Source organism: Streptomyces spinoverrucosus (assembly GCF_015712165.1).
In the GTDB taxonomy this organism is placed as follows: Bacteria; Actinomycetota; Actinomycetes; order Streptomycetales; family Streptomycetaceae; genus Streptomyces; species Streptomyces spinoverrucosus_A.
In genome coordinates, this window is record NZ_JADPZX010000001.1 from 2,166,140 (window position 1) to 2,187,658 (window position 21,519).

Consider the following 21,519-nt stretch of genomic DNA (forward strand, 5'->3'; position numbering starts at 1 on the left):
TCACCATCCAAGCAAGGGGACCACGTGAAGAACATCCACAATGCCGCGCGACCGAGGGCCCGCGCCGCTCTCACATTTGTCGCCGCAATAACTGCGCTGGTGTCGGTCACCGCGTGCTCGTCGTCCGGCAAGAAGTACACGATCCCCGAGTCGCTATGCGGGATCGACATCTCGCGAGACGTCCTGGAGCCACTCCTCCAGAAGGGGGAAACACTAACGGAACACCCAGAGTCCTCGGGAAGCACCAAGCGTTGCCGCATTCATGTCGACGGTCAATCCGTCCTTTCGGCCAGCACGGAGCGCTGGGCGGACGACACGACGGCGAGAGATGTCGCCCAGTCCGCGCTCGCCGTCGACCCGCAGGATCAGCAGAGCGACCAGGGGGGATTCATCTACTCGCCGACCGGAGCCGTGGGCAAGGTCAACTGCGCCAAGGCCGAGGCTGCCCACGAGCCACTGTGGGCCTCCGTGAGGGTGACGCACGACGATGCGAAGGCTGAGGACATGCTCAAGCTCATCGAAGCGTACGCAGAGGCCGTGGGTGCTTCAGAGCAGTGTGCCGGGTGAGGGCCGGTTCGCTCTACGCGCGCCGACACGGATACACCGAGTCCGAGGTGATCGGGCAGGGCAGGCTCTCCGGAGCGGCACCGCCCCGAGCGATGACGGACTTCGCCTCCGAAATGACCAAGCATGCCTACGAACTGGCGAAATGCCAGGACTCTCTTACCTTCCCCAAGGCACTGCCCCGTTATGAGGACGACTGATGACGGACGAGGAGATCATCGGACACTTCGACGGACGTGGCCGTGTACAGCTGAACTTTCCCTACACCACGAGCGCCGAACGATGTCGCCGCATGATGGCGATTGCCCACGCACTCGGCTACAAGCCGCTGTTCACCGAGACTTTGGGCCGCCGGGAGTTCCCCCGCTTCTACGAACGGGACGACGCCCCCGACGCCCGCCGCCGGGCTGAGTAGACCATCGAACGGCTGCGCGACGGCGGCCAGGTGCTGCCCACCGTCGAGCCGCCTCCTCCGCCGCCACCACCTACGGCCCCGTCCCTCCCGCCCCGGCAGCCGCCACGCCGCCCCCTGCGGTCGCCGGAGCCCCCACCGCCTCCGCCGCTGTTCCCGCCCCGGCCACCGACTCCGCCTCCACCGCCTCTACCTCACCTCACCCAGGCCTCGCTCTCAGACGACTGCACAGCTTGAGGACCGCCCGAGTGACAGCGCTCAGGACCGTCTGTGACCACTGCAGAGGGAGGCCCCGCTCGACGATCCTGGAGAGGGCCATGTGCTGGGCGGGCTTCGGCCTCGGCCGATGCCCGCGGGGCCGGGGGGGGCTTCACCTCAAGGCGGCGTGGCAAGCCCGTTGATGCAGACGGGTTGGTGCCGGTTGACCACTCAGTCGATGAGCGGCCAGGTGATCCCCGTCGCTCACGGCGTGTCGGCCAGTTGTTAGCCTGCCGGGTGCACGCCAAACGAGCGCACGGGGGCCATGCATCGTGACGGAATCTGTCGGAGGGCAGTACGGGGCCGGTGGCCCTGAGTGAGCTGTACTGAGATTTGTGGAGTCCCTGATGCCAGGGTTACGGTCCTGGCGAAGGAGATCCACCAGCACCATGGCAGCACCCCGTAAATATCCGGACGAACTGCGCGAGCGCGCGATTCGCGAGGTCCGCACCACCGGCCGCCCGATCGCGCACGTCGCGAAGGACCTCGGCATCCACAAGGAAGCCCTGCGAGGCTGGGTCCGCCAGGCCGAGGCCGACCGCGGCGAGCGGGACGACCGGCTCACCACCGCCGAGCTGGACGAGTTGAAGCAACTCCGGAAAGAGGTAGCGGAGTTGCGGCGGGCGAACGAGATCTTGAAAGCCGCCTCGGTGTTTTTTGCCCAGGAGATCGACCGTCCCCGGACGAGGCCGAGCAGGTGATCGACCACCTGCGCGAGAGGGGCCTTGGGGTCGATCCCGTCTGCCGGGTGCTGGAGCTGTCGCCGTCGACGTACTTCGCCCGCAAGAAGCGGCCGAAGTCGGCCCGCCGGCTCCGGGACGAGCAGCTCATGCCGCTGATCGAGGAGGTCCACGCGGAGTCGGGCGGCACCTATGGCGCCCGCCGGATCACCCGCGCGCTTCGGCGCAAGGGCCACGGGGTGGCCCGCTGCACCGTCGAGAGGCTGATGGCCGAGCTGGGCCTGGAGGGCGTCATCCGTGGCCGGCGGCGTCGGACCACGATTCCGGAACCGTCGGCGCCGCGTCCGCCGGACCTGGTCGACCGCGACTTCACCGCCTCCCGGCCCGATCAGCTGTGGGTCGCGGACATGACGTATGTCCGCACCTGGTCGGGATGGGCGTATGTGGCGTTCGTCCTGGATGTGTACTCGCGGATGATCGTCGGCTGGCAGGTCGCGAACCACATGCGGACCGAACTCCCTCTGGACGCCCTGGAGATGGCGCTCTGGCGGCGTCGGATCAAGAAGGACTCCGGACTGATACACCACAGCGATCGCGGGTCGCAATACGTATCAATTCGGTATACCGACCGGCTCGCCGACATCGGCGCCTCAGCCTCCGTCGGCTCCGTCGCGGACTCGTATGACAACGCGATGGCCGAGGCGCTGAACGGCACCTTCAAGGCCGAGCTGATCGAGATGCAGGGACCCTGGAAGGACGTCGACCAGGTCGAGCGGGCGATCTTCCAGTGGATCACCTGGTACAACGAAGAGCGTCTTCACTCCGCGCTCGACTACGTGCCGCCGGCCGAGTACGAGGAAGCCTTCTGGCGCAGCCAGGAGCAAACCCCGCAGTCCGCCTGAACCAATCAAGATCGGACTCTACGAAACTCGGGGCAGCTCAGAGGGACAGTCGGCCGAAATGCAACTGAATCAGTATCCGGCCGATTCTGGGGGTTCTTCGGGGCCCCCATCGGGTGGTCAGAAGGATTTCGGATCGAGTCCGGCACAGAAGAAGGCCGCGGCCAGGGCCATCGAGGAGAACATCGAGCCTGACACCCGCAAGGCCGGTGACTGGGCGGACGAGGAGACCAACACCGCGGTCAAGGCTTTCGCGGCGAAGGACGGCCACGGGTGGGTCACCTCGGCGGCGCTGAAAAAGGCCCACAAGACCTGGGGTGAGCAGGTGCAGAACCTGATGAACCGTCTGGGGTCGGAGAAGGAAGCCCTGCGCAGCACCAACACCCTCTTCCAGAACACCGACCTCGGTGTCGGAATCGGGGTGCGCAAGTCGTCCAACCTTGACGGCTACTGAGCCGCGGCCCACTCCTGCCATCGAACCCACACGTCAACGCGCACAACGGGGACCATGCCGACATACCACGAGATCATGACGACCGACCTGGCCACGCTCACCGCAGCTGCCGACGGCTGGGACGACATGGCCGAGCGGTTCCACAGACAGGAGCAGGCCTACCACCGCGATGTGCACGGCATATCCATGGGCCAGGCCTGGCTGGGGCTGAGCGCTGACGCCGCCAACCGCCGCTTCGACATCACGCTCAAGGAATACCAGAACGCCCAAATCGAGGCCAAGGCTGTCGCCTCACTCCTCCGAGACGCGCACACCCAGTTCGTGGACCTGCGGGGCAAGCTCGAGACCGCCCGCAAGGAAGCGGTCGAAGCCGGCATGAAGGTGTCGGACCAAGGTCGTGTCTCCTTCGACACCGAGCGCCTCAGCGAAGGCGCCCGCACCGCCTACCACCACGACCCTGACTACCAGGACAGCGTGCGCAAGAGCGTCAACCTCTGGCAGGACCGCATCGACCAGCTCGTAAAGGACGTCACCGACGCCGACAAGGGTGTCGAGATCGCCTTCAAGGCCGTGGTCATCGACTCCAACGTCACCGACGGCACGACCAATGGCTTCAACGGCAAGGCGCAGGGCGACATTGAGAAGTACGAGGCCGAGAACGCCGAGGACATCGCGACCCGGCTCGCAGACGGCAAGAAAGTCTCCGCGGCTGAACTCGCCGAGTTGGACCGCGCCTTTCGCGACAACTCCGACAACAAGGTGTTCAGCCAAGCCCTGCTGACGGGACTTGGCCCCGAAGGCACCATAAAGCTGACCAACGAGCTGAACCAACTCGCCTACGACGACGACAAGAAGCACAAGGGCCAGTACCTGGAACTCCAAGGTGGCCTGGCCGACACCGTCGCCCAGGCCACCCAGGTGCCTGGCTCGGTCGCCGACGCGCCACCGGGGTCGCAGAAGTTCAAGGACTGGCTCGCCAGCGACGACGGCAGGTTCTACCGGCAGTGGACCGAGAGCCTCGACAAGTACGGCCCCAGGAACTACGGAACGAACACCCAGCCGCTCTACGGTTATCAGTTGTTCGTCAACATGATGCAGCACAGTGGCTCGAAGTACGACGACCAGTTCCTCTACGAGCTGGGCGACGACCTAATAGCGGCCGAGAAGAAGCAACCCGGCATCTTCACCGAGTGGGGCGCCGGTCACGACGGAATCCGGGCGGACGCCCTGGACGGGCTCCTAGGCGTCATGAGTAAGAACCCCGACGCGGCCACCGCTTTCTTCGACCCCGCGGGCAATGGCTCGGGCTCCAATCACGTCGGCAACGACCACATGAAGTACCTGCTCAACGAGCGCGAGTGGCCGCAGCACAGCACGGTTGCCGGTGCGACGGTCGTCACCATGGACGATCCCCTCAACCGCACCGGACTCGGCGCGGCGCTGGAGGCGGCGACCACCGGCCGGGAACCCAACTCTGCCGGTGCGGCCTTCGACCACCACACGGAGGCACAGGCACGGGTGATGCAAGAGACCGTCACCCAGCTGGACAAGGACGGCAAGGGCGACACGATCCCGGAGAACCTGAAGGTTCCCCTCGGACGCGCCCTCGCCGACTACACAGTCGACACCCACGCGATCCTCAGCGGCACCGAGCCGAGCAGCCCGCAGGGGCTGTCCAGCATCAATGCGAATGGCGACGAGTCGAGCATCACCAACAGCAAGCACAGCTTGCTCCGGGTGATGCGCGGGGTGTCAGACGCTGCGTACGGAACGACTCCCGATGGTGAGCCCGTCCTTGTCTACGACATGCTCTACGAGAACCAGAAGCTCTACTCCGCCGAGTACCTGGACACAGCCAGGAGCGCCCCGGCCGCCCAGCAGGCCAATGTCGTCGGCGACTGGGACAACAAGGCTCGCCACGTCGGTGAGGTATACGGCTCGATGACCGCCATCGGTTCCGACATGATCCTCGACGACCGAGACACCAAGATTGGCAATCTCAACGACCAGATGCGCTACACGTACCACGGTGTCGGTGGCCTCTTCACTCAGATCCCCGTGGTTGGTGACCCGGTTCAGCGCATGGTCGACGCGGCCACCTACGAGTACTCCAAGGATGTGACATCCGCAGCGGAAGACGTGGCCAGGTCCGAGGACAGCTCCGCCACGTCCGCCGGAATCGGCGGCACAAACGCGATCCTTGACGCGTGGGGCCGCGAGCACGGCATCTACGGCACAGAGGCTCACCAGCACGCCAGGGACGAGGGCAAGCAGAGCTTCATCACTGGGCGCGAGGACGCGTACTCGGCTCTGCGTACGAGGAAGTGACATGACGAACGAAAGCGGCCGGGCAAGTCTCGGACGAAACATCATTGCCACCCTCGTGGCGGTCGCCGTGCTGGCAGTGGGCGTGCATGTGTGGTTGAACACCAACCTTCTCGGCCGCAAGGAGGTGTGCGGGGGGCTGGTGACGACCGACTCGGCCGAAGCTGTCTTCTCGGCGTCTGGCCGCATCTCCGACCGGGACGGTTTGGACGACCGTCCAAGCGACCAGCTCGCTTTCACTTGTACGGTGGAACTCTCCTCCTTCCTCCCGGGCTCGGATACCGAGTACTTGAGGATCATGGGGAGCCGCGAGCGCGGCGACTTCCCTTTCACCGACAACGGCCGTTGGCCGAGCCCGGTAACGATGTCGTTCTTCTCGGGCGGCGCCACCGGCGCCATTGGCTCGGACCACGCCTGGGTCCTGCTGCCCGACGCCTGCACGACAGCCGACGGGCCCGCCATCATAGAGGGATACGCTCCCGAAGGCTCGGACCCAGTGAATTTCACTCGCCTCCTGACCGAGGTTGCCAACACCGCGGCCGAGAGGGCGGATTGCGCGACCAAGCAGCCCCTCACTGCCCCCGACACCCTCGTCGCGGCCCCGGAACCACGCCAGGTCAAAGATGGCGTGGTGTGTGACCTCTCCGGCCTAGAGTTCCCTGGGCCGCCAGGAGACCAGGCGAAGGCGATGGAGTCAGTCCAGGACCGCTCCAGCCCTACCTGGTCGTGCGAGGTTTCCGGGTACGCCACCTATGTCGTGACTCACGAACCGCACATCATAGCGGGCATCCGCTCCTCGCCCGGGTTCACGAAACAGAAACGCGTGGCCGGCCTCCAAGTCTCTGGCTTCGATGCCAGGCACGTGGTTGCCGACTGCGCGGGCACTCCGACGTACTTCTCCATGGAATTCGGACAGGAGTACGCCTCCGCCGTCGGGAAGCCCGGCACCCCACGTATTCGGAACTTGTTCGACAATTTCATCGATGTCGCCGGCAAACGGTTCGGCTGTAACGCGCACTGACCCAGAGAGCACTGAGGACACCACACGTGACACACGCACGACACCGGCTGGCGATCGTGGCTGCTCTGACTGCGGCCCTGATGACCGGCTGCCAGAGCGACAGCAGCAGCGGTACGGCACCGCTGAGTCTGAGCGGCCTGACCGAAACGGCCGACGGTGTACCGGACGACGGGGCGAACGCCTGCCCGCTGCCCTACGATATGGCCGCAGCCGCCAAGACCGCGGGCCTGGACGCGGAGACCGGCCCTGGGCCTGTGCGCGACGGCGACGAACCCGTCGCCACGGCCGAGGGCGGAAAGCGCGCCAAGCCCGGGGAGCCCCTAGCCGAGAACCCGGGCGCCCTGGTGAGTTGCACGTTCCACCTCGGTGAGGAGAACGTGCGGGTGCACACCCTCGCCACCCGTGAGCAGAGCGGGATCGCCCCGCTGGCGCCGGTGGTCTCCTCTCTGGCTGCGGTATCCTCCGACGACCTGACCAGTTACGTCGACAAGGTCGCGAAGGCCGAGACCGGTGAGGTGGTCATTACCGACAGCGGCAATGTCGCCGCCGTACGCCTGAAGCTCGACGGCGACGGAGACGCCGCCCTCCTGGTCGGTGCCGGGGAGGCTGGGACCGCTTCCCTGAACCGGAACCAGGTCGCCGACCTCACAGAAGCGCTCGCGGGCCAGGTGCAGTGAGTACAGTCCGGAACCCTGCTGATGCCCCTTCGGCTTGATCACGCTTCGTACCGGCGTGCACCGAAGCGGCGTTCGCTGGGGCATGAGTCTGCCGAGCGACGCTGCCAAATGCGTGAGCTGCCCTGAGTAGCGCGACACAGCACCGGGGTGGGCGCCTCCCGTGCGCGCCCACCCCGGTGCTGTGGAATGCCGTGCTGTTACATGAAGTAGCTTGCGCCCTTCAGGTCGCCGCCCCTGTAGTCGCCGCCGGCGGTCTGGACGCGCTGCGAGATCTGGACCAGCGCCGCGTGGATGCCCCGGGCGTGCTTGTCCCACTGTGCGGACTTCTTCTGGAACTCGCTGTACGCTTCGCCGCCCCAGCCCGACGAGACGTTGAGCACGGCCTGCTTCAGGGCCTCGAGGTCCTCCTCGAGCTTCTTGGCCTGGTTGCCGAGCTCGGTGGCGAGCGCGTCCATGGTGCCGTACGTGACGGCAAGTTCGTCGTAGTGCGCTCCGGACATGTTTCCCTCGTTTCTGTGACGATTTCAGTCGGGCTGCGCGGCCCGGGCGGTGGTGCGGCTCAGTGCCGCGAGTGGTTCGTCAGTAGCTGTTGAGCGCCGACGTCTTGCCGCCGAGGTCCTCGACCGAGATCTTGGTCATGTCGGCCTCGATCTGGCCTTCGAGATTGCGCTTGTCGGTCTTGTTCATCTGGATGCCCTCGAGGAAGTCGTCGAGCATCTTGCCGATCGCGACCATGTGGCCGTTGATCTCGGTCTGCTTCGTGTTGAACGCGTTGGCGCCCTGGCCCCTCCAGGCCTTCTCGATCATGTCGATCGTGCCCTGCAGCTTCGCGAGCGACTGGCGGATGTTGTCGTAGCGATCGATGACTTCCGTTTGAAGCCGCTGTACGTCGCCTTCATTGAGCTTGCGGTCGACCATTTCGGCACTCCGTTTCGTGAGAGCTGTGGTTCATTTCTGCACGCGTCACCGCGTCAGGGCGGTGGTGTGACTGGTCAGTCGTGCGTGGGTCGTGCGGTGAGTCGTCATGCTCCTCGCCGGGAGCGGATCACCGCGAAGGCGCCGCCCCCGATCACCAGGACGGCCGCTGCGGCCCCGAGGGCCACCCACGTCGTGGTGTTGTCGGACGGTTCCGGGCTCGATGCTGCCGCCGAAGTCTGGCCGCCTGCGGTGTCCTTGGGGACGGCTTGCGACGAGGTTGAGGCGGAGGGGGAGGCTCCCTTGTCGTCCGTGACGCCCGTCGCGTTTTCCTTGGCGAGCGGGTCGGTGTTGGCCGGGACGGGGTTGTAGTCGGCGTTCTCCAGCACCTTGCGGGGGCGGATCAGGCCGTATCCGAGGTACGTGCTCGGGTCGTCCTTCGCCCAGTCACGTCCGGCCGTGTCGATCAGGCTGGCGAGGACCTGGTTGGCCGTCCAGTCGGGGTGGGCGGACCAGATGAGGGCGGCGGAGGCGGAGGCGATGGCGGTGGCTTGGCTGGTGCCCTGGCTGGGGCAGTACGAACGGAAGGTGTTGTCGCACCAGGTGGGGACATTCAGGCCAGGGGAGGCCAGGTCGACGTAGTTGCCGTGCTCGGAGAACTTTCCGACTGTTCCGGATTCGTCCGAGGCGGCGACGCCGACTACGTAGGGGTAGGCGGCTGGGTATCCGATGAAGTTTTTCTCTTGGGCGTCGTTGCCAGTGCCCGCGATCATCAACTTGCCCTTCGACTGGGCATACTTGACGGCCGCCCTTACATCGGGCTCGTCGATGTTGCCACCATAGGACATGTTAATAATTTTGACGTCGCTGTCAGCAATGGCCCTGATCACTGCCGCCTCATTAGGAGCCTTCACCAGTTCTGACTTGTTCAGCCCTTTAAGGGCGATTCGATAAGGGACTATTTTTGCACCCGGGGCAAGCCCTTTCAGACCATCTCCGGCCCCAGTACCGGCGATGAGTTCCGCCATGCTTGTCCCATGGCCGTCGAAGTCGTCGGTCGCCTTGTATGCAAACGCCTTCGGAGTTTCGTCGACGAGCACCTGCCCCTTGAGTGACGGAGTGTCAGGGTTGACTCCCGTATCGACAACGGCCACTTTGACGCCCTTGCCAGTACTCACCTTCCACATCTCGTCGGCCTTCATCGCCGACAGGTACCACTGCTGGGACTGGACGTCTGCGGCTGCCACGCTCGGAGCCAGGCCTGCCGACAGAGCGGCCAAGGCGCCGAGCGCTGAGCAGACGGCTGAAACCCGTCTCCCGTTACGTCCAGTGAAAGGCGCGCTCGACCCACCGCGTCGGCTGATCCCTGCCACCATGCCTCTTTTGTCCTCGCTCTTGTCCGGTCAGTCGGTCGACGACGCCCTATCGCGCCGCTCGTCACGGCGCAAAGCCATCTCGCCGGAACCCTGATTGCCTGCGGGGCCACGCATTCCGCCGTTACCGCCGGGTGTTTGTCCGTCGCTCCTGGACCCGGAAGCTCGTCCCTTGGGCGTTGCGACCACACCGTCAGGGCTGCCGCCAGAGCGGCGAGACGTTTGTCCCGCGCCCGCCCTCGACCCCGGTGCTCCGATCACCCCACGCTGGCCCGGCCTCTCGCCCGAGCCGCGCGAGGTGGGTGCGTTCTGATCACCGATGACTGTGCCGCGCGGCACCCTGGAACCGCTGGTGCCAGGGGTGCCTCCAGCGACAGGCCTACCACCGATGACGCCATCAGTGGGACGCCCAACGCCGGCTCGGCCGGCGACGGTACGCCCGGGGTTCGTGGCTCCCATTCCGGTGACAGGGCCACGCGGGACGCCACCGGCCTGCCCGACCACCGGTCCGGTAGGCCTTGGCATTCCGCCGATCACGCCTCGCCCCATGGGGCCAGGTGTGCGGCCCCCTGCCTGCCCTGGCATGGCAGTACGTCCCACCGGGCCCATGGGCCCGGTTCCCGTACGCCCTGCCGGGGTTCCAGGCGGCGTACCACCGACTCGTCCCTGTGCCGAGGGAGGAGTTTTGGTCGCGGGGACGCCGCTGGTGCCTGAGGTGCGCCCGACCGGACCGCGTGAAACCGGGGGTGTGACAACGGGAGGGGGTGTTCCCACTGGAGTAACGCTAGGACCCTGCGTCGAAGGCGATGGAACGGGCGTAGGCTTCAAGGTCTCCTGCGGCGGCAAGGTACCGACGGAGTCGATCTCTGTTCCCACGTGCCGTTCCGGAGACCTGACAGACCCGTCCACGCTCTGGCGGGATGTCGACAAGTCCTCGACACGCGCTAGTGTCGCTCCGGAGTCAACAGAGTCGTGGCGCGTGGTTCCTGAGTCGGCCACGCTGGAAAGCGACTCGCGCCCCGACCGCTGGATCGGATGTTTCCAGCCCGGCGGCGGCTGCGGCACCCCCACATCCGGCATCGTGGGAAACACCGGCTCCTCAGCCTTCTGCATCATCCCGTTCGACACCGTGTAGAACGACGCCAACCGGTACATCTGGTTGATGGCTTCCTGTCGGTGCTTCTCCGCCCTCACCGCCGCCGTGTACTCGTCGTTGCTCTCGACCCGCTTGGGCTCGGGGATGTCGTCGACCGTCTTGGGTTCGGAGCGGGTGTCTCGCGGTGGCATCGACTTGCGTACCGAGGCGAGGCCGGAGCTCGCCGCCATGACCTGGGTGCCCACCGTATCGGCGTAGTCGGCGAGTGCCTCGGCGGTGGTGACCAGGTCGTTGCCCCAGGTCCGGAAAGCCTTGTGCGCCTCGCCCTCCCAGTCGACGTCCTGCAGGTTGAGGCTGAGTTCCTCGGCGGCCGCCTTGATGGCGTCGCGCGCGCTGACGAGGGCGTTCCCGGCCTCTTCCAGGAGCTCCGGGCTCGCGGAGTCGACGATGTCGATCATCTGGTTGAGGTCGTGGTTCTCGAAGCTGGTCTTGCCGAAGTGGAAGCCCCTGACCGGCCCCCAGGGGCTGAGGTTGACCACGTCGGTCATGCTCATGACCGCGTCGAGGGTGCCGTTCTGCTGGGCGGCTTCCTGGTGCTCCGCCTCGTGGAGGTTCGGCTGCTTCTTGTCCTTGTCGCCGCTCATCAGTACCCCGCGTCAGTGTGATCGGCGTTGTTCTTGCGCCTGATCTGCTCGTGCAGCATCTCGTCGCGTTGCTGGTTGACCTCGGCCCGGATCTCGTGGAACCGGTGGCGGGCCTCCTCTTCGAGGTTGTCGAAGGTGACGTCCACACCGTGCACGGCGATGTACATGGCCTCCAGCTGGAGGCCGAGCGACTTGGACAGGGACGTGATGCGCTCGTGCACGCGCTCGTACTCCAGGTGGAGCGACTTCGCTTCCGGGAAGTCGCCCATGCCGAAAGCGGCCGGCGACAGGCTGTGAGCCGCTACCTTCGACGGGCCGCCCGCCGAGTCCTCGAAGTTCTTGAGCAGGTCGTCGACGCGCTCCTTGAACTTCGAAAGCGCCATCAGGCCACGCCGTACGTCGGCGCCCCCGCCCGTGTCTGCAGGAAGCACGAAGCTATCCCTCCCCGTTGTCCGTTGCCCGACCTGAGCAGCCCACGCCCCTCAAGTGTTCATGACCGCAACATGACCACTCTAATGACTCCCACTGACAGCCCCAACTGCCATATGCGACAACCCCAGTACCGCTGATCGGAGCTTCACCGGTTCTTCACGACAGGCCGTCACCTGCGCCAAGTCGGCCGCCGACGAGGTGGGTTGCTACTCCGCCCCGGCGACCCTCCGCGCCCGCCGCCGCGCGTCGCGGATCGCCACCGCTGTGCCGGTGAGGCCCGCGGCCAGGACCGCCGCGGCCACGGCCACGTAGGTGGCCAGGCGGGCGTTGCGTTCGTCGGGGGTCTCGCCGAGTTGGAACTTCGCGGGCGTGGGGGCCTCGGCCCGGGTCAGGCCCTCCCGGGGGCTTGGGGACTCGATCGGGTGATCGTCCTCCGTCAGCGCGCGGACGGGGTCCACCACGCCCCAGCCGACCAGGCGGTCGTGGCCGGCGATGGTGCGCTCCGCCGTCTGTTCGATCTGGGCGACGATCTGGCGGGCCGTCCAGTCGGGGTGCTCGGCCTTGATCAGCGCCGCTACGCCCGCCACGTACGGCGCCGAGAAGCTCGTACCGTTGTCGGAGCAGTGGCCGCCCTGCGGGACCGTGGAGATCATGTCGACGCCGGGGGCCGCCACGTCGACGAAGTCGCCGGACTGGGAGAAGGAGGCGCGTTCGTTGTTGCGGTCGGAGGCGGCGACCGCGAGGACGCCGTCGTAGGACGCCGGGTACGTCTCCTTGACGTTCCCGCCGACGCCGTCGTTGCCGGCCGACGCCACGACGACGATTTCCTGGGCGAGGGCTTCGGCGATCGCCTGTTCCAGTTCCGGGTGGGGCTTCGCCGCGTTCGAGGTGTCCTGGGAGATGTTGATGACCCCGGCCTTGGACGCGATGGCGTGGCGGATCGCGGCGGTCAGACCTTTCGTGTCGCCGTGGCCCTCCGCGTCGTTCTGCTGGATCGGGATGATCGTCGCCTCGGGCGCCAGGCCCACGAAGCCGGTGCCGCTCGCGGGGCGGGCCGCGATGATGCCGGCGACCTTGGTGCCGTGGCCGACGGTGTCCGTCGTGCCGTTCTCGTTGCCCCGCTCGATCGGGTCGCCGTTGTCGTCCTTGAGGTTCCTGGGCAGGAGGTTGCGGCCGGCCTTCACGTCGACCGCGTCCGTGAGCTGTGGGTTCTTCACGTCGACGCCCGTGTCGATGACCGCCACCCGCACGCCCTTGCCGGTGGACTGGCTCCACAGTTCGTCCAGCATGACGCGTTGCAAAGACCAAGGGCGGCCCGGGTACTGGCCGTTGGGGAACGTGCACTGGTCCGAGTACGGCAGCTTGTCCGCGGCCGCCGCGGGAGGTGCGAGCAGCGTGGTCGCCGTCAGCAGGGTCGCGGCCGCCACCAGCGTCGTACGAAACACTGTCACCGTCCCCCTCACGAGCCCTGCGGCTGGCGGGCCGCCGCCGTCGACAGACGTGGGCCGGTGGGCAGGAACTCCGACCAGGTGGCGGGGATCGGCGCCGGGTCGACGTCCTTGTAGCCGAGGAGGGTCTGGGCCTGCATGGCCTCCTTCTGCTGCTGCTCGCGCTGCTCGGCGGTGGTGCCGATGCCCGCGTCGTCCGTGGCGCTGTCGCCGTTGGACTGCAGGACGTAGCGCAGGCCCGTGTCGGTGACCAGGAACACCGGGCCGGTCTTCGTCGCCTCGCCCTGGAACTGGCGGTAGAGCTGGCCGGAACCCGGCGTGACGTAGGCGCTGGAGGAACCCGCGGGCAGCTTCTTGGGGAAGTCCGTGCCCGCCCAGGTGCTCAGCGTGGTGGCGCCCGTGCCGGCGTTCACTCCGCGCAGGACGTTGCAGATCGTGCTGCGGCTGCCCTTCGCGGCCGAGGCCTCGTTGACGGGGGCCGGGTCCCCGGTCGGCCAGTGGTGCTCGGTGCCGAACGGCTTGCCCGGCACGATCGCGCCGGGGCTGACCTCGCCGGCCTGACCGGCCTGGCCGAGGGGGGCGAGCTCCTCGCTGAACAGCAGGAGCTGGGCGACGAATGCGGAGACGGGGGCCACCCGGCCGGGCAGCACCACGTAGTACTGGTCCGCGTTGTTGTCCGGCGCCTTGAGCACCATGCCGACCTTGTTGGTCGCCTCGTCCAGCTGGCCTGGTGCGCCGGCCGCGTCCCCCGGCTGCGCGGTGATGTCCGGGAAGGTGATCGGGTCACCCTGGTGCAGGGTCGCCAGCCACTCGGCGGACACCCGCTGGGGCTGCCGGCCCGAGCCGACCACGGCGCGCAGCAGCAGTTCGTCGCTCTTGTCGATGGGGTACGCCGTGCCGCCCGCGTCGACGACGTAGCGCTTGCCGTCGGGGTCCGCGACGTAGAGCAGCTCACCGCCGCTGAGGCGCCCCTTGCCGTCGGTCGCCTTCATGTCGCGGGAGGAGAGCACCAGGGCGGCCTTCTGCACGGAGTCGCCGCCGCCCGCGCTCGGCCGCTCGCAGACCACCCAGCGCTTCACAGTGCCCGCTTCGTCCGCCGCGGGCAGGCGGTCGGGCGCGTACGGGATGCCGATGGTGACGCCGTGGGGGATCTTGCCATTGTCGAGAACGGACTCGGCGACGGTCACGACGTCGCCCCGCCCGGCCTCCAGAAGCAGCTTCGCGGAGGCCATGTTGAGGACCGGGTGGAGCTGTACCTGGCCGTCGGTCTTCAGTACGACGTAGCGCGTGGTCGACTTGTTGGCGATGATCACCTTGGCGTTGGGTTCGTCCCAGCCCTTGGGCGCGGTCGGCTTGAACATGCCCCACGCCCCGAAGACCGCCATGACGATCACCCCGACGATGACGCCGGGCAGGACCGCGCGCAGCGGTCGCGGCGCTCCCTCCTCCGAGCCGTCGGGCGACGACTGCAGGAAGGCCGCGAGCATGCGGCGCTTCGCGAAGGTGTAGGCATTGAGCTGGTCCCGCCGAGATGCCATCTGTGACTGTCTCTCCCCGTGTTTCGCGTGGGCCGCCCAGGGCGGGTGACGCGCTCCCCCGCCTCCGTTGTCGGACCGGCCCCCTACTATGCCTGGTATTCGAAGGGACTTGGCGAGCGGGTAGGGTGTCCGGGCCTTCAATGGCCCTGTGTGGTGCTGAAATTCAGCGAGTCGTGAGCAAAGCGGGGGGATGGAGTGATGGCTTCCGGGACACGCGTCCGGTCCGGCGGCCGGTCGCGGGCGGAGGGCTCCGCAGCGCCTCGGCAGGAGCCTGCGCAGCGGTCGGGCTCGTCGGGGGCGCTCCACCTCAGGGCGCGTTCGGGGCAGGCCGGGGCATTCCGGTTGCAACGCGTGGTTCTGCTGGAGGTCGCCGCCGCCGCGCTGCTCGTCGGATGGGTGATCGGCACGGTGGCCCTCGTGGTGGCGGCCGTCGTCGCCGTCTGCTTGGTGCTGGTCTCCTTCGTCCGCCGTCGCGGCCGTTCCCTGCCCGAATGGCTGGCCACGGCACGGGCGTTGCGGGCACGGCAGCGGCGGGCCGAGAGCACGCCGATACCGCCGGGCACGGAGCCGGGACTCGCGCCCGCAGTGGAGTGCGACCCGAGTCTGAGGACGTATACGTACGCCGGTCGTGACCGCCGCCCCGTCGGCATCATCGGAGACGGCACCTTCGTCACCGCCGTTTTGCAGGTGGAGGCCGATGCCACCGCGCTGCGAGCCGACCGGAACCGACAGCCGCTGCCGCTGAGCCTGGTGTACGACGCCTTGGAGGTGGACGGGATCCGGCTGGAGTCGGCGCAGGTCGTGCTGCACACCCAGCCCGCGCCCGCGCTCCATCTGCCGCAGCAGTCCGTGGCTGTCGCCAACTACGCGCCTCTGCAGGAGCAGACGGGTGCGCCGGCCGTGCGCATCACATGGATCGCGTTGAAGCTCGATCCGGAGCTGTGCCCGGAGGCCGTGGCGGCACGCGGTGGTGGTCTGCCGGGCGCACAGAAGTGCGTCGTGCGTGCCGCCGATCAGCTCGCGAGCCGACTGACCGGAGCCGGGTTCCGGGCCACCCTCCTCGACGAGGAGCAGCTGACCGCCGCCATAGCCACCTCGTCCTGCGCCAACCCGCTGGTGACGGCGGAGGCCGGCCGTACGGAAGCACGCGAGCGGCGAACCGAGGAGTCCGGCCGGAGCTGGCGCTGCGACAACCGCAGGCACACCACGTACTGGATCCGCCGGTGGCCTTCCCCGGGAGGCCACCGGGCACCCTCTATGCCGCAGGTCATCGCCCTTATCACGGCCGTCCCCGCGCTCGCCACGACCTTCAGCCTCACCCTGACGCGCGGCGACCGGCAGGAGGTGTCCGTGTGCGGCCATCTGCGGGTGACCGGGCGCAGCGATGACGAACTCGTCGCGGCCCGGCGGGCGTTGCAGGCCGCGGCACGACACACCGGCACTGGACTCGCCCGCCTCGACCGGGAGCAGGTGCCAGGCATGCTCGCCACTCTGCCCCTCGGAGGTGCCCGCTGATGGCCATGACCACACGAGCGGGACAGGCCACCGGCCGCGGTGAGCAGCGACCCACCGCACCCCGGCGGGCACGGGAGTTGCTGCGCAGCGGCTTCGGGCTGATCGGTCCGCGACATGCGCGGCACTTCGTGTCCGTCGACCAGCTTGACGCGCTCACACTGCCCATCGGCGACGACGGCGTCGTCATAGGGGTGGACGCGGAGAACCGGCCGGCCGTGCTGGGGCTCAACCGGCCTACCCCTTACGACGTCGTCCTCATCGGCGGCCTGTGGACCGCCCAGGTCATCGCCCTGAGAGCGGCGGCGACGGGCGCGCGCGTCGCCGTGGAGACCGGTCGTCCGCAGGCCTGGATGCAGATGGTGCATGCCATGGGCGGCGGGCAGAACGGTCTGGCGGTGTACGACGTCGGTCGAGTGCCCCCGCAGGGTACGTCGGCGGGCACGCCTGTGCTGGTGGTGCGGGACTGCGGTATGCGCCCACCACGCGGCCGGGTCGTCTCCGGGCCCTGGCAGTCGGTGCTGACTGTGTTGCCGTACCTCAGCCCCGTGGCTCCCCGGCTGGTGCGGCAGGCACGACTCGTCGGGGTGCAGCGCGTCTCCCCGGACGAGGCCGCCGAGCTGGGGCGCACGATGGCGCTGCCCCGGGCCGATGTGGACGCCCTGCCCACCCTGCCCGACGGCCTCACGCTCTGGTGCACCGACCGTGACAGGCAATACGTGATGACTCAGCCCACGGACGCCGAGATCGGATTGTTGGGTATGCCGCGAAGGATGGACTGAATCGGCTGCCGCCTGACGTGAATTGCATATTCGTGGGCGTTTGTCCCTTTGTTCCCGTCCCAACATCCGTTATCCATCGGTTTGTTCACCAGCGGGATGACCTACGGACACCCACGGGCCGAATGTGACACCGCGGACCGGCCGTGATGGAGCGGATGGGCCTGCCGAGATGGGCGGCGTGGTGATTAGGCTGGTACCGGGCGCGACGCCAAAGCGACGGACCGGGCGTCCGCGCCCCAGGGGGAGAGCCGGTGGATCGGACGACCTCGAATCGACCAAGCCCGACAAGTAATGGTCGCCCCCGCACGGCATGACGGTGGTCGACCACACCAGGAGGAACTGTGAGCAGCGATCGGGACGGGATCCGCGGGGGCTGGGCCACACCCGACGAAGACCAGCCCGACGCGGAGGCCGTCGAGATGACGGGCGAGTTCACCATCGACTACGCGCCGCCTGCCTGGTACACGCAGAACGCGGCCGGGGGGTCGGGGGGTTCGGGGCACTCGGCGGATTCGGGGGCTGTTTCGTCCGACTCTGGGACTTCTGGGGCTTTTAGGGCTTCAGAAGCTGAAGGGTCTTCTGGGTCCGTTCCCGCTTCTGCGGCTCCCTCGGCACCCACCGCCCCCTCCCCCTCCCCCTCCATGCCGGTGCCGCCGCCGCACGCGGACTTCGGGCCGCCCGCTCACCCCGCTCCGACGGCGCCTTTTGCGCCGCCCCCGCCCGTGCCGATGCCCGGAGTGCCGTTCACGCCGCCTCCGCCCGCTCCCGAGCCGGGGATTCCGTTCCCGCCGCCCGCGTCGGCGACCGGGGAGTCCGGGGGTGTGCCGAAGCTTCCCGAGGGGAGCGGGTTCGAGCCCCAGCCGCCGGTCACTCCCGCCCCTGCCCCTGCCCCTGCCCCTGCCCCTGCCCCTGCCCCTGCCCCTGCCCCTGAGGCTCCCCAAGCTCCCCAAGCTCCCCAGGCATCCGAGGGCGCCGAGTCCGGGAACGGGGACCTGGAGAGCGGCGCCACCATGCGGTTCTCCGCGGCCTCTCTGAAGCGGGAGATCGCCGACCTCGCGGCCGCGGCCGACGCGGCTGCCGAGGCCGAGGCCGATGAGCGCCCGGAGGGTGAGTCGGAGGAGACCGGCGTCACTGAAGACAGGGACGACCACAACGACGCCCCCGCCGCCGACGCCGCCTCCGAGGCCGACGTGACCGAGCCGGAGGGCACCGAGGGGGCGGACGACACCGCTCCCGCCGACGCGGAGTCGGTCCAAGCCGCCGTTCCGGCCAAGGCGGACGCCTCCGACGCGGCGCCGCAGAACGACGCTCCCCAGGACAACGCCCACCAGACCGACGCACCGGCCCCACCCGACGCGCCCTCGGCCTGGACTCCCCCGCCCGCCCCGCAGAGCGGAGTGCCGCCGCTGCCGCCGTCGTACCAGCCCGCGGCCCCGGCCCCCGCCGCCCAGTGGCCCGCACAGCCCCAGGCCCAACCGCAGCAGCCGCAGCCGGACCCGAGCGCGCCCCAGCCCCAGCCGGACCCGGGCGTGCCCCAGCCCCACCCCCAGCCGGACCCGAGCGCGCCCCACCCCCAGCCGACCGCCGCCGCGCAGGGCCAGCCGCCCCTGCCTCCGCAGCAGCCGCCCTTCCAGCCGCAGCCGCCGCAGCCCGCACCGGCCGCGTGGACGCCGCCGACCCAGGCACCGGCTCCCAACCCCAACACCCCGCAGGGTTACGGCTTCCCGCCCCAGAGCGCCCCCGACGCCCAGCAGGGTTACGGCTTCCCGCACCCCGGCACCCCCAACGCCCAGGGTGGCTACGGCTTCCCCCACCCCGGCACGCCCAACCCCCAGGGCGGCTACGGCTTCCCCCAGCCCCCGGCGCCCCCCGCGCCCCCGGCTGCGCAGCAGACCCCCCACCCCGACATCCCTCAGCAGCCCAACCCCCAGAACCCGCAGAACCCCCACACCCCCCAGCACCCGCAACAGCCCCCCACCGGGGCCCCGCAGGGATTCCCCCAACCCCCACACCAGCCTCAGCCCCAGCCCCACCCCCAGGCCCACCCCCACCAGCCCCCACCCCACCCGCCGACCCCCGCCTCGGCACCGCCTGGCCGCAGCCGCTCCAGCACGACCAGCGTCAGCCCACCAACCCCGGTGCGGCGCCGCTCGGTTACACCGCGGCCGTCGAGCTGTCCTCCGACCGGCTGATCAACAAGAAGCAGAAGGCGAAGAGCGGGCGTCCGGCCGCCGTCTCCCGGTTCAAGCTGGGCGCCAAGAAGGAGGAGGCCGAGCGTCAGCAGAAGCTGCAGCTGATCCGGACGCCGGTGCTGTCCTGCTACCGCATCGCCGTGATCAGCCTCAAGGGCGGCGTCGGCAAGACCACGACCACCACCGCCCTCGGCTCCACCCTCGCCAGCGAGCGTCAGGACAAGATCCTCGCGATCGACGCCAACCCGGACGCCGGTACGCTCGGCCGCCGCGTGCGCCGCGAGACCGGCGCCACCATCCGTGACCTCGTCCAGGCGATCCCGTACCTCAACTCGTACATGGACATCCGGCGGTTCACTTCCCAGGCTCCCTCCGGCCTGGAGATCATCGCCAACGACGTCGACCCGGCCGTCTCGACGACCTTCAACGACGAGGACTACCGGCGCGCGATCGACGTGCTCGGCAAGCAGTACCCGGTCATCCTCACCGACTCGGGCACCGGACTGCTCTACAGCGCCATGCGCGGTGTGCTGGACCTCGCCGACCAGCTCATCATCATCTCGACGCCGTCCGTGGACGGTGCGAGCAGCGCGAGTACGACCCTGGACTGGCTGTCCGCGCACGGGTACGCGGACCTGGTCTCGCGTTCCATCACCGTCATCTCGGGCGTCCGCGAGACCGGCAAGATGATCAAGGTCGAGGACATCGTCTCCCACTTCGAGACGCGGTGCCGGGGTGTCATCGTCGTGCCGTTCGACGAGCATCTCGCCGCCGGTGCCGAGGTCGACCTCGACATGATGCGGCCGAAGGTGCGGGAGGCGTACTTCAACCTCGCGGCCATGGTCGCCGAGGACTTCGTGCGCCACCAGCAGATGCACGGCCTGTGGACCAGCGACGGCAACCCGCCCCCGGTCGCCGCCCCGCCCATGCCGGGCCAGCCCATCCCCGGCCAGCCACCCATGCCCGGCCAGCCGATGCAGGGGCAGCAGCCGATGCCGGGTCAGCCCATGCCTGGGCAGCCCGTGCCGGGACAGCCGATGCCCGGCCAGCAGTACGCCCCCGGCCAGCAGCCCTACCCGCCGCAGCCGGGCCAGCCTGCCCCCTACCCCCAGCAGCCCGGCTACGGCTACCCGCAGCCCGGTCAGCCCGACGGGCCGCCCCAGCAGTAGCGAAGGGCCGTGAACACGTGAACAAAGGGCGGCCGGTGCCCCACAGGCACCGGCCGCCCTTCACGTCGTACAGGCCCATGGGCCGCCTACGACACCGCCCCGATCAGCTCCCGGCACTGCTTCACGTCCTCCGCCATCCGCTCCAGCAGAGCCTGGAGCGTGTCGAACTTCGCCTGCCCGCGCACGAAGGCCAGGAAGTCGACGGCGACATGCAGCCCGTACAGATCCAGCCCCACCCGGTCGATGGCGTACGCCTCCACCGTGCGCTCGGTGCCGTCGAACTGCGGGTTGGTGCCCACGGAGATCGCGGCCGGCATGGCCTCGCCCGCCACCACCAGCCACCCCGCGTACACCCCGTCGGCCGGGATCGCGGAGTGCGGCAGCGTCTCGACGTTGGCGGTGGGGAAGCCCAGCTCGCGGCCGCGCTGGGCCCCGCGTACGACGACGCCCTCGACCCGGTGCGGGCGGCCGAGGATCTCCGCGGCCCCCGCCACGTCCCCGGCGGCCACCAGCCGCCGCGTCAGCGTCGACGAGAACGGCTCGCCGCCGCCCGCCTCGCCCGACACGAACAGGTCGACGACCTCGACCTCGAAGTCGTAGACCTTGCCCTGCTCGGCGAGGAACTCCACGTTTCCGGCGGCGCGGTGGCCGAAGCGGAAGTTGGGGCCCTCGACGACCGCCTTGGCGTGCAGCTTGTCGACCAGGACCTTGACGACGAAGTCGGCCGGCGAGAGCTTCGAGAACTCCGCCGTGAAGGGGAGGATCAGCACCGCGTCCACGCCCAGCTCGGCCATCAGTTCGGCGCGGCGGTGGTGCGGGGCGAGCAGTGGCGGGTGGCTGCCGGGGCGGACGACCTCGCTGGGGTGCGGGTCGAAGGTGACGACGACGGCGGGTACGCCCAGCTCGCGGGCGCGGTCCACGGCGTGCCGGATGATCAGCTGGTGCCCGCGGTGGACACCGTCGTAGGAGCCGATGGTGACGACGCTGCGTCCCCAGTCCTCGGGGATGTCCTCCAAGCCACGCCAGCGCTGCACTGTGACCGCTCCTCGAACCCGTGTCCGTCTATGCCTCTTACGCAGGTCTAAGGGTGCCATGCCGCGAGGGTCCGGCCCGCACCGGCATGGGGGC

17 protein-coding genes and 1 pseudogene are annotated in these 21,519 nt (G+C 68.8%); 10 read left to right on the forward strand and 8 right to left on the reverse strand.

Annotation, left to right across the window (positions count from 1 at the left end; all coding sequences use genetic code 11):
• The first annotated feature begins 24 nt into the window (after positions 1–24).
• The 7 genes from I2W78_RS09640 to I2W78_RS09670 all read left to right on the forward strand — a co-directional run bounded on the left by I2W78_RS09640 (position 25) and on the right by I2W78_RS09670 (position 7,290).
• Positions 25–567, forward strand: coding sequence for a hypothetical protein (locus tag I2W78_RS09640; protein ID WP_196458705.1), 543 nt, complete (start codon positions 25–27; stop codon positions 565–567).
• 196 nt (positions 568–763) lie between these two features.
• A complete protein-coding gene (locus I2W78_RS09645) occupies positions 764–979 on the forward strand; it encodes a hypothetical protein (protein WP_196458707.1) in 216 nt (71 codons plus the stop codon).
• A 644-nt stretch (positions 980–1,623) separates the two neighbouring features.
• A protein-coding gene (locus I2W78_RS09650) for an IS3 family transposase (RefSeq protein ID WP_196455809.1) occupies positions 1,624–2,816 on the forward strand; the annotation gives its coding sequence in 2 pieces (ribosomal slippage) (positions 1,624–1,888 and positions 1,888–2,816; 1,194 coding nt in all).
• Positions 2,817–2,874: 58 nt separating this feature from the next.
• The gene (locus tag I2W78_RS09655; RefSeq protein ID WP_196458708.1) at positions 2,875–3,267 is read left to right on the forward strand and encodes a hypothetical protein; all 393 of its coding nucleotides are present in this window, start codon (positions 2,875–2,877) and stop codon (positions 3,265–3,267) included.
• A gap of 54 nt (positions 3,268–3,321) precedes the next feature.
• Entirely contained in the window at positions 3,322–5,595 is a 2,274-nt protein-coding gene (locus I2W78_RS09660) for a hypothetical protein (protein ID WP_196458709.1), read from the forward strand.
• 1 nt (position 5,596) lies between these two features.
• Positions 5,597–6,613, forward strand: coding sequence for a hypothetical protein (locus I2W78_RS09665; protein WP_196458710.1), 1,017 nt, complete (start codon positions 5,597–5,599; stop codon positions 6,611–6,613).
• Between the two features lie 26 nt (positions 6,614–6,639).
• Positions 6,640–7,290, forward strand: coding sequence for a hypothetical protein (locus tag I2W78_RS09670; RefSeq protein ID WP_196458711.1), 651 nt, complete (start codon positions 6,640–6,642; stop codon positions 7,288–7,290).
• Positions 7,291–7,487: 197 nt separating this feature from the next.
• Here the strand turns inward: I2W78_RS09670 and I2W78_RS09675 are convergent, their stop codons facing one another.
• The 7 genes from I2W78_RS09675 to eccB all read right to left on the reverse strand — a co-directional run bounded on the left by I2W78_RS09675 (position 7,488) and on the right by eccB (position 14,736).
• Positions 7,488–7,790, reverse strand: coding sequence for a WXG100 family type VII secretion target (locus I2W78_RS09675; protein ID WP_196458712.1), 303 nt, complete (start codon positions 7,788–7,790; stop codon positions 7,488–7,490).
• A gap of 79 nt (positions 7,791–7,869) precedes the next feature.
• Entirely contained in the window at positions 7,870–8,208 is a 339-nt protein-coding gene (locus tag I2W78_RS09680) for a WXG100 family type VII secretion target (protein WP_196458713.1), read from the reverse strand.
• Positions 8,209–8,312: 104 nt separating this feature from the next.
• Positions 8,313–9,452, reverse strand: a complete 1,140-nt coding sequence (locus I2W78_RS09685) for a S8 family serine peptidase (RefSeq protein ID WP_307783654.1) — start codon at positions 9,450–9,452, stop codon at positions 8,313–8,315.
• Between the two features lie 156 nt (positions 9,453–9,608).
• Positions 9,609–11,318, reverse strand: coding sequence for a hypothetical protein (locus I2W78_RS09690; RefSeq protein ID WP_196458715.1), 1,710 nt, complete (start codon positions 11,316–11,318; stop codon positions 9,609–9,611).
• Positions 11,318–11,749: a hypothetical protein gene (locus I2W78_RS09695; RefSeq protein ID WP_307783655.1), complete on the reverse strand. Its 432-nt coding sequence runs from the start codon at positions 11,747–11,749 to the stop codon at positions 11,318–11,320. The genes I2W78_RS09690 and I2W78_RS09695 overlap by 1 nt, the downstream gene beginning before the upstream one ends.
• Before the next feature lie 207 nt (positions 11,750–11,956).
• A complete protein-coding gene (gene mycP / locus I2W78_RS09700; RefSeq protein WP_374222723.1) occupies positions 11,957–13,195 on the reverse strand; it encodes a type VII secretion-associated serine protease mycosin in 1,239 nt (412 codons plus the stop codon).
• A gap of 14 nt (positions 13,196–13,209) precedes the next feature.
• Positions 13,210–14,736 carry a type VII secretion protein EccB gene (gene eccB / locus I2W78_RS09705; RefSeq protein ID WP_196458719.1) on the reverse strand — a complete coding sequence of 509 codons (1,527 nt, stop codon included), beginning with the start codon at positions 14,734–14,736 and terminating at the stop codon, positions 13,210–13,212.
• 198 nt (positions 14,737–14,934) lie between these two features.
• On the opposite strand from eccB, the gene eccE reads away from it, so the two are divergent.
• The 3 genes and pseudogenes from eccE to I2W78_RS09720 all read left to right on the forward strand — a co-directional run bounded on the left by eccE (position 14,935) and on the right by I2W78_RS09720 (position 20,391).
• Positions 14,935–16,251: a type VII secretion protein EccE gene (gene eccE, locus I2W78_RS09710; protein WP_196458721.1), complete on the forward strand. Its 1,317-nt coding sequence runs from the start codon at positions 14,935–14,937 to the stop codon at positions 16,249–16,251.
• Positions 16,252–16,256: 5 nt separating this feature from the next.
• Positions 16,257–17,030, forward strand: coding sequence for a hypothetical protein (locus tag I2W78_RS09715; protein ID WP_196458723.1), 774 nt, complete (start codon positions 16,257–16,259; stop codon positions 17,028–17,030).
• Positions 17,031–17,371: 341 nt separating this feature from the next.
• Positions 17,372–20,391: pseudogene (locus I2W78_RS09720) on the forward strand (SCO5717 family growth-regulating ATPase).
• A gap of 86 nt (positions 20,392–20,477) precedes the next feature.
• Here the strand turns inward: I2W78_RS09720 and I2W78_RS09725 are convergent.
• Positions 20,478–21,425 carry a bifunctional riboflavin kinase/FAD synthetase gene (locus tag I2W78_RS09725; protein ID WP_196458725.1) on the reverse strand — a complete coding sequence of 316 codons (948 nt, stop codon included), beginning with the start codon at positions 21,423–21,425 and terminating at the stop codon, positions 20,478–20,480.
• Between the last annotated feature and the right edge of the window lie 94 nt (positions 21,426–21,519).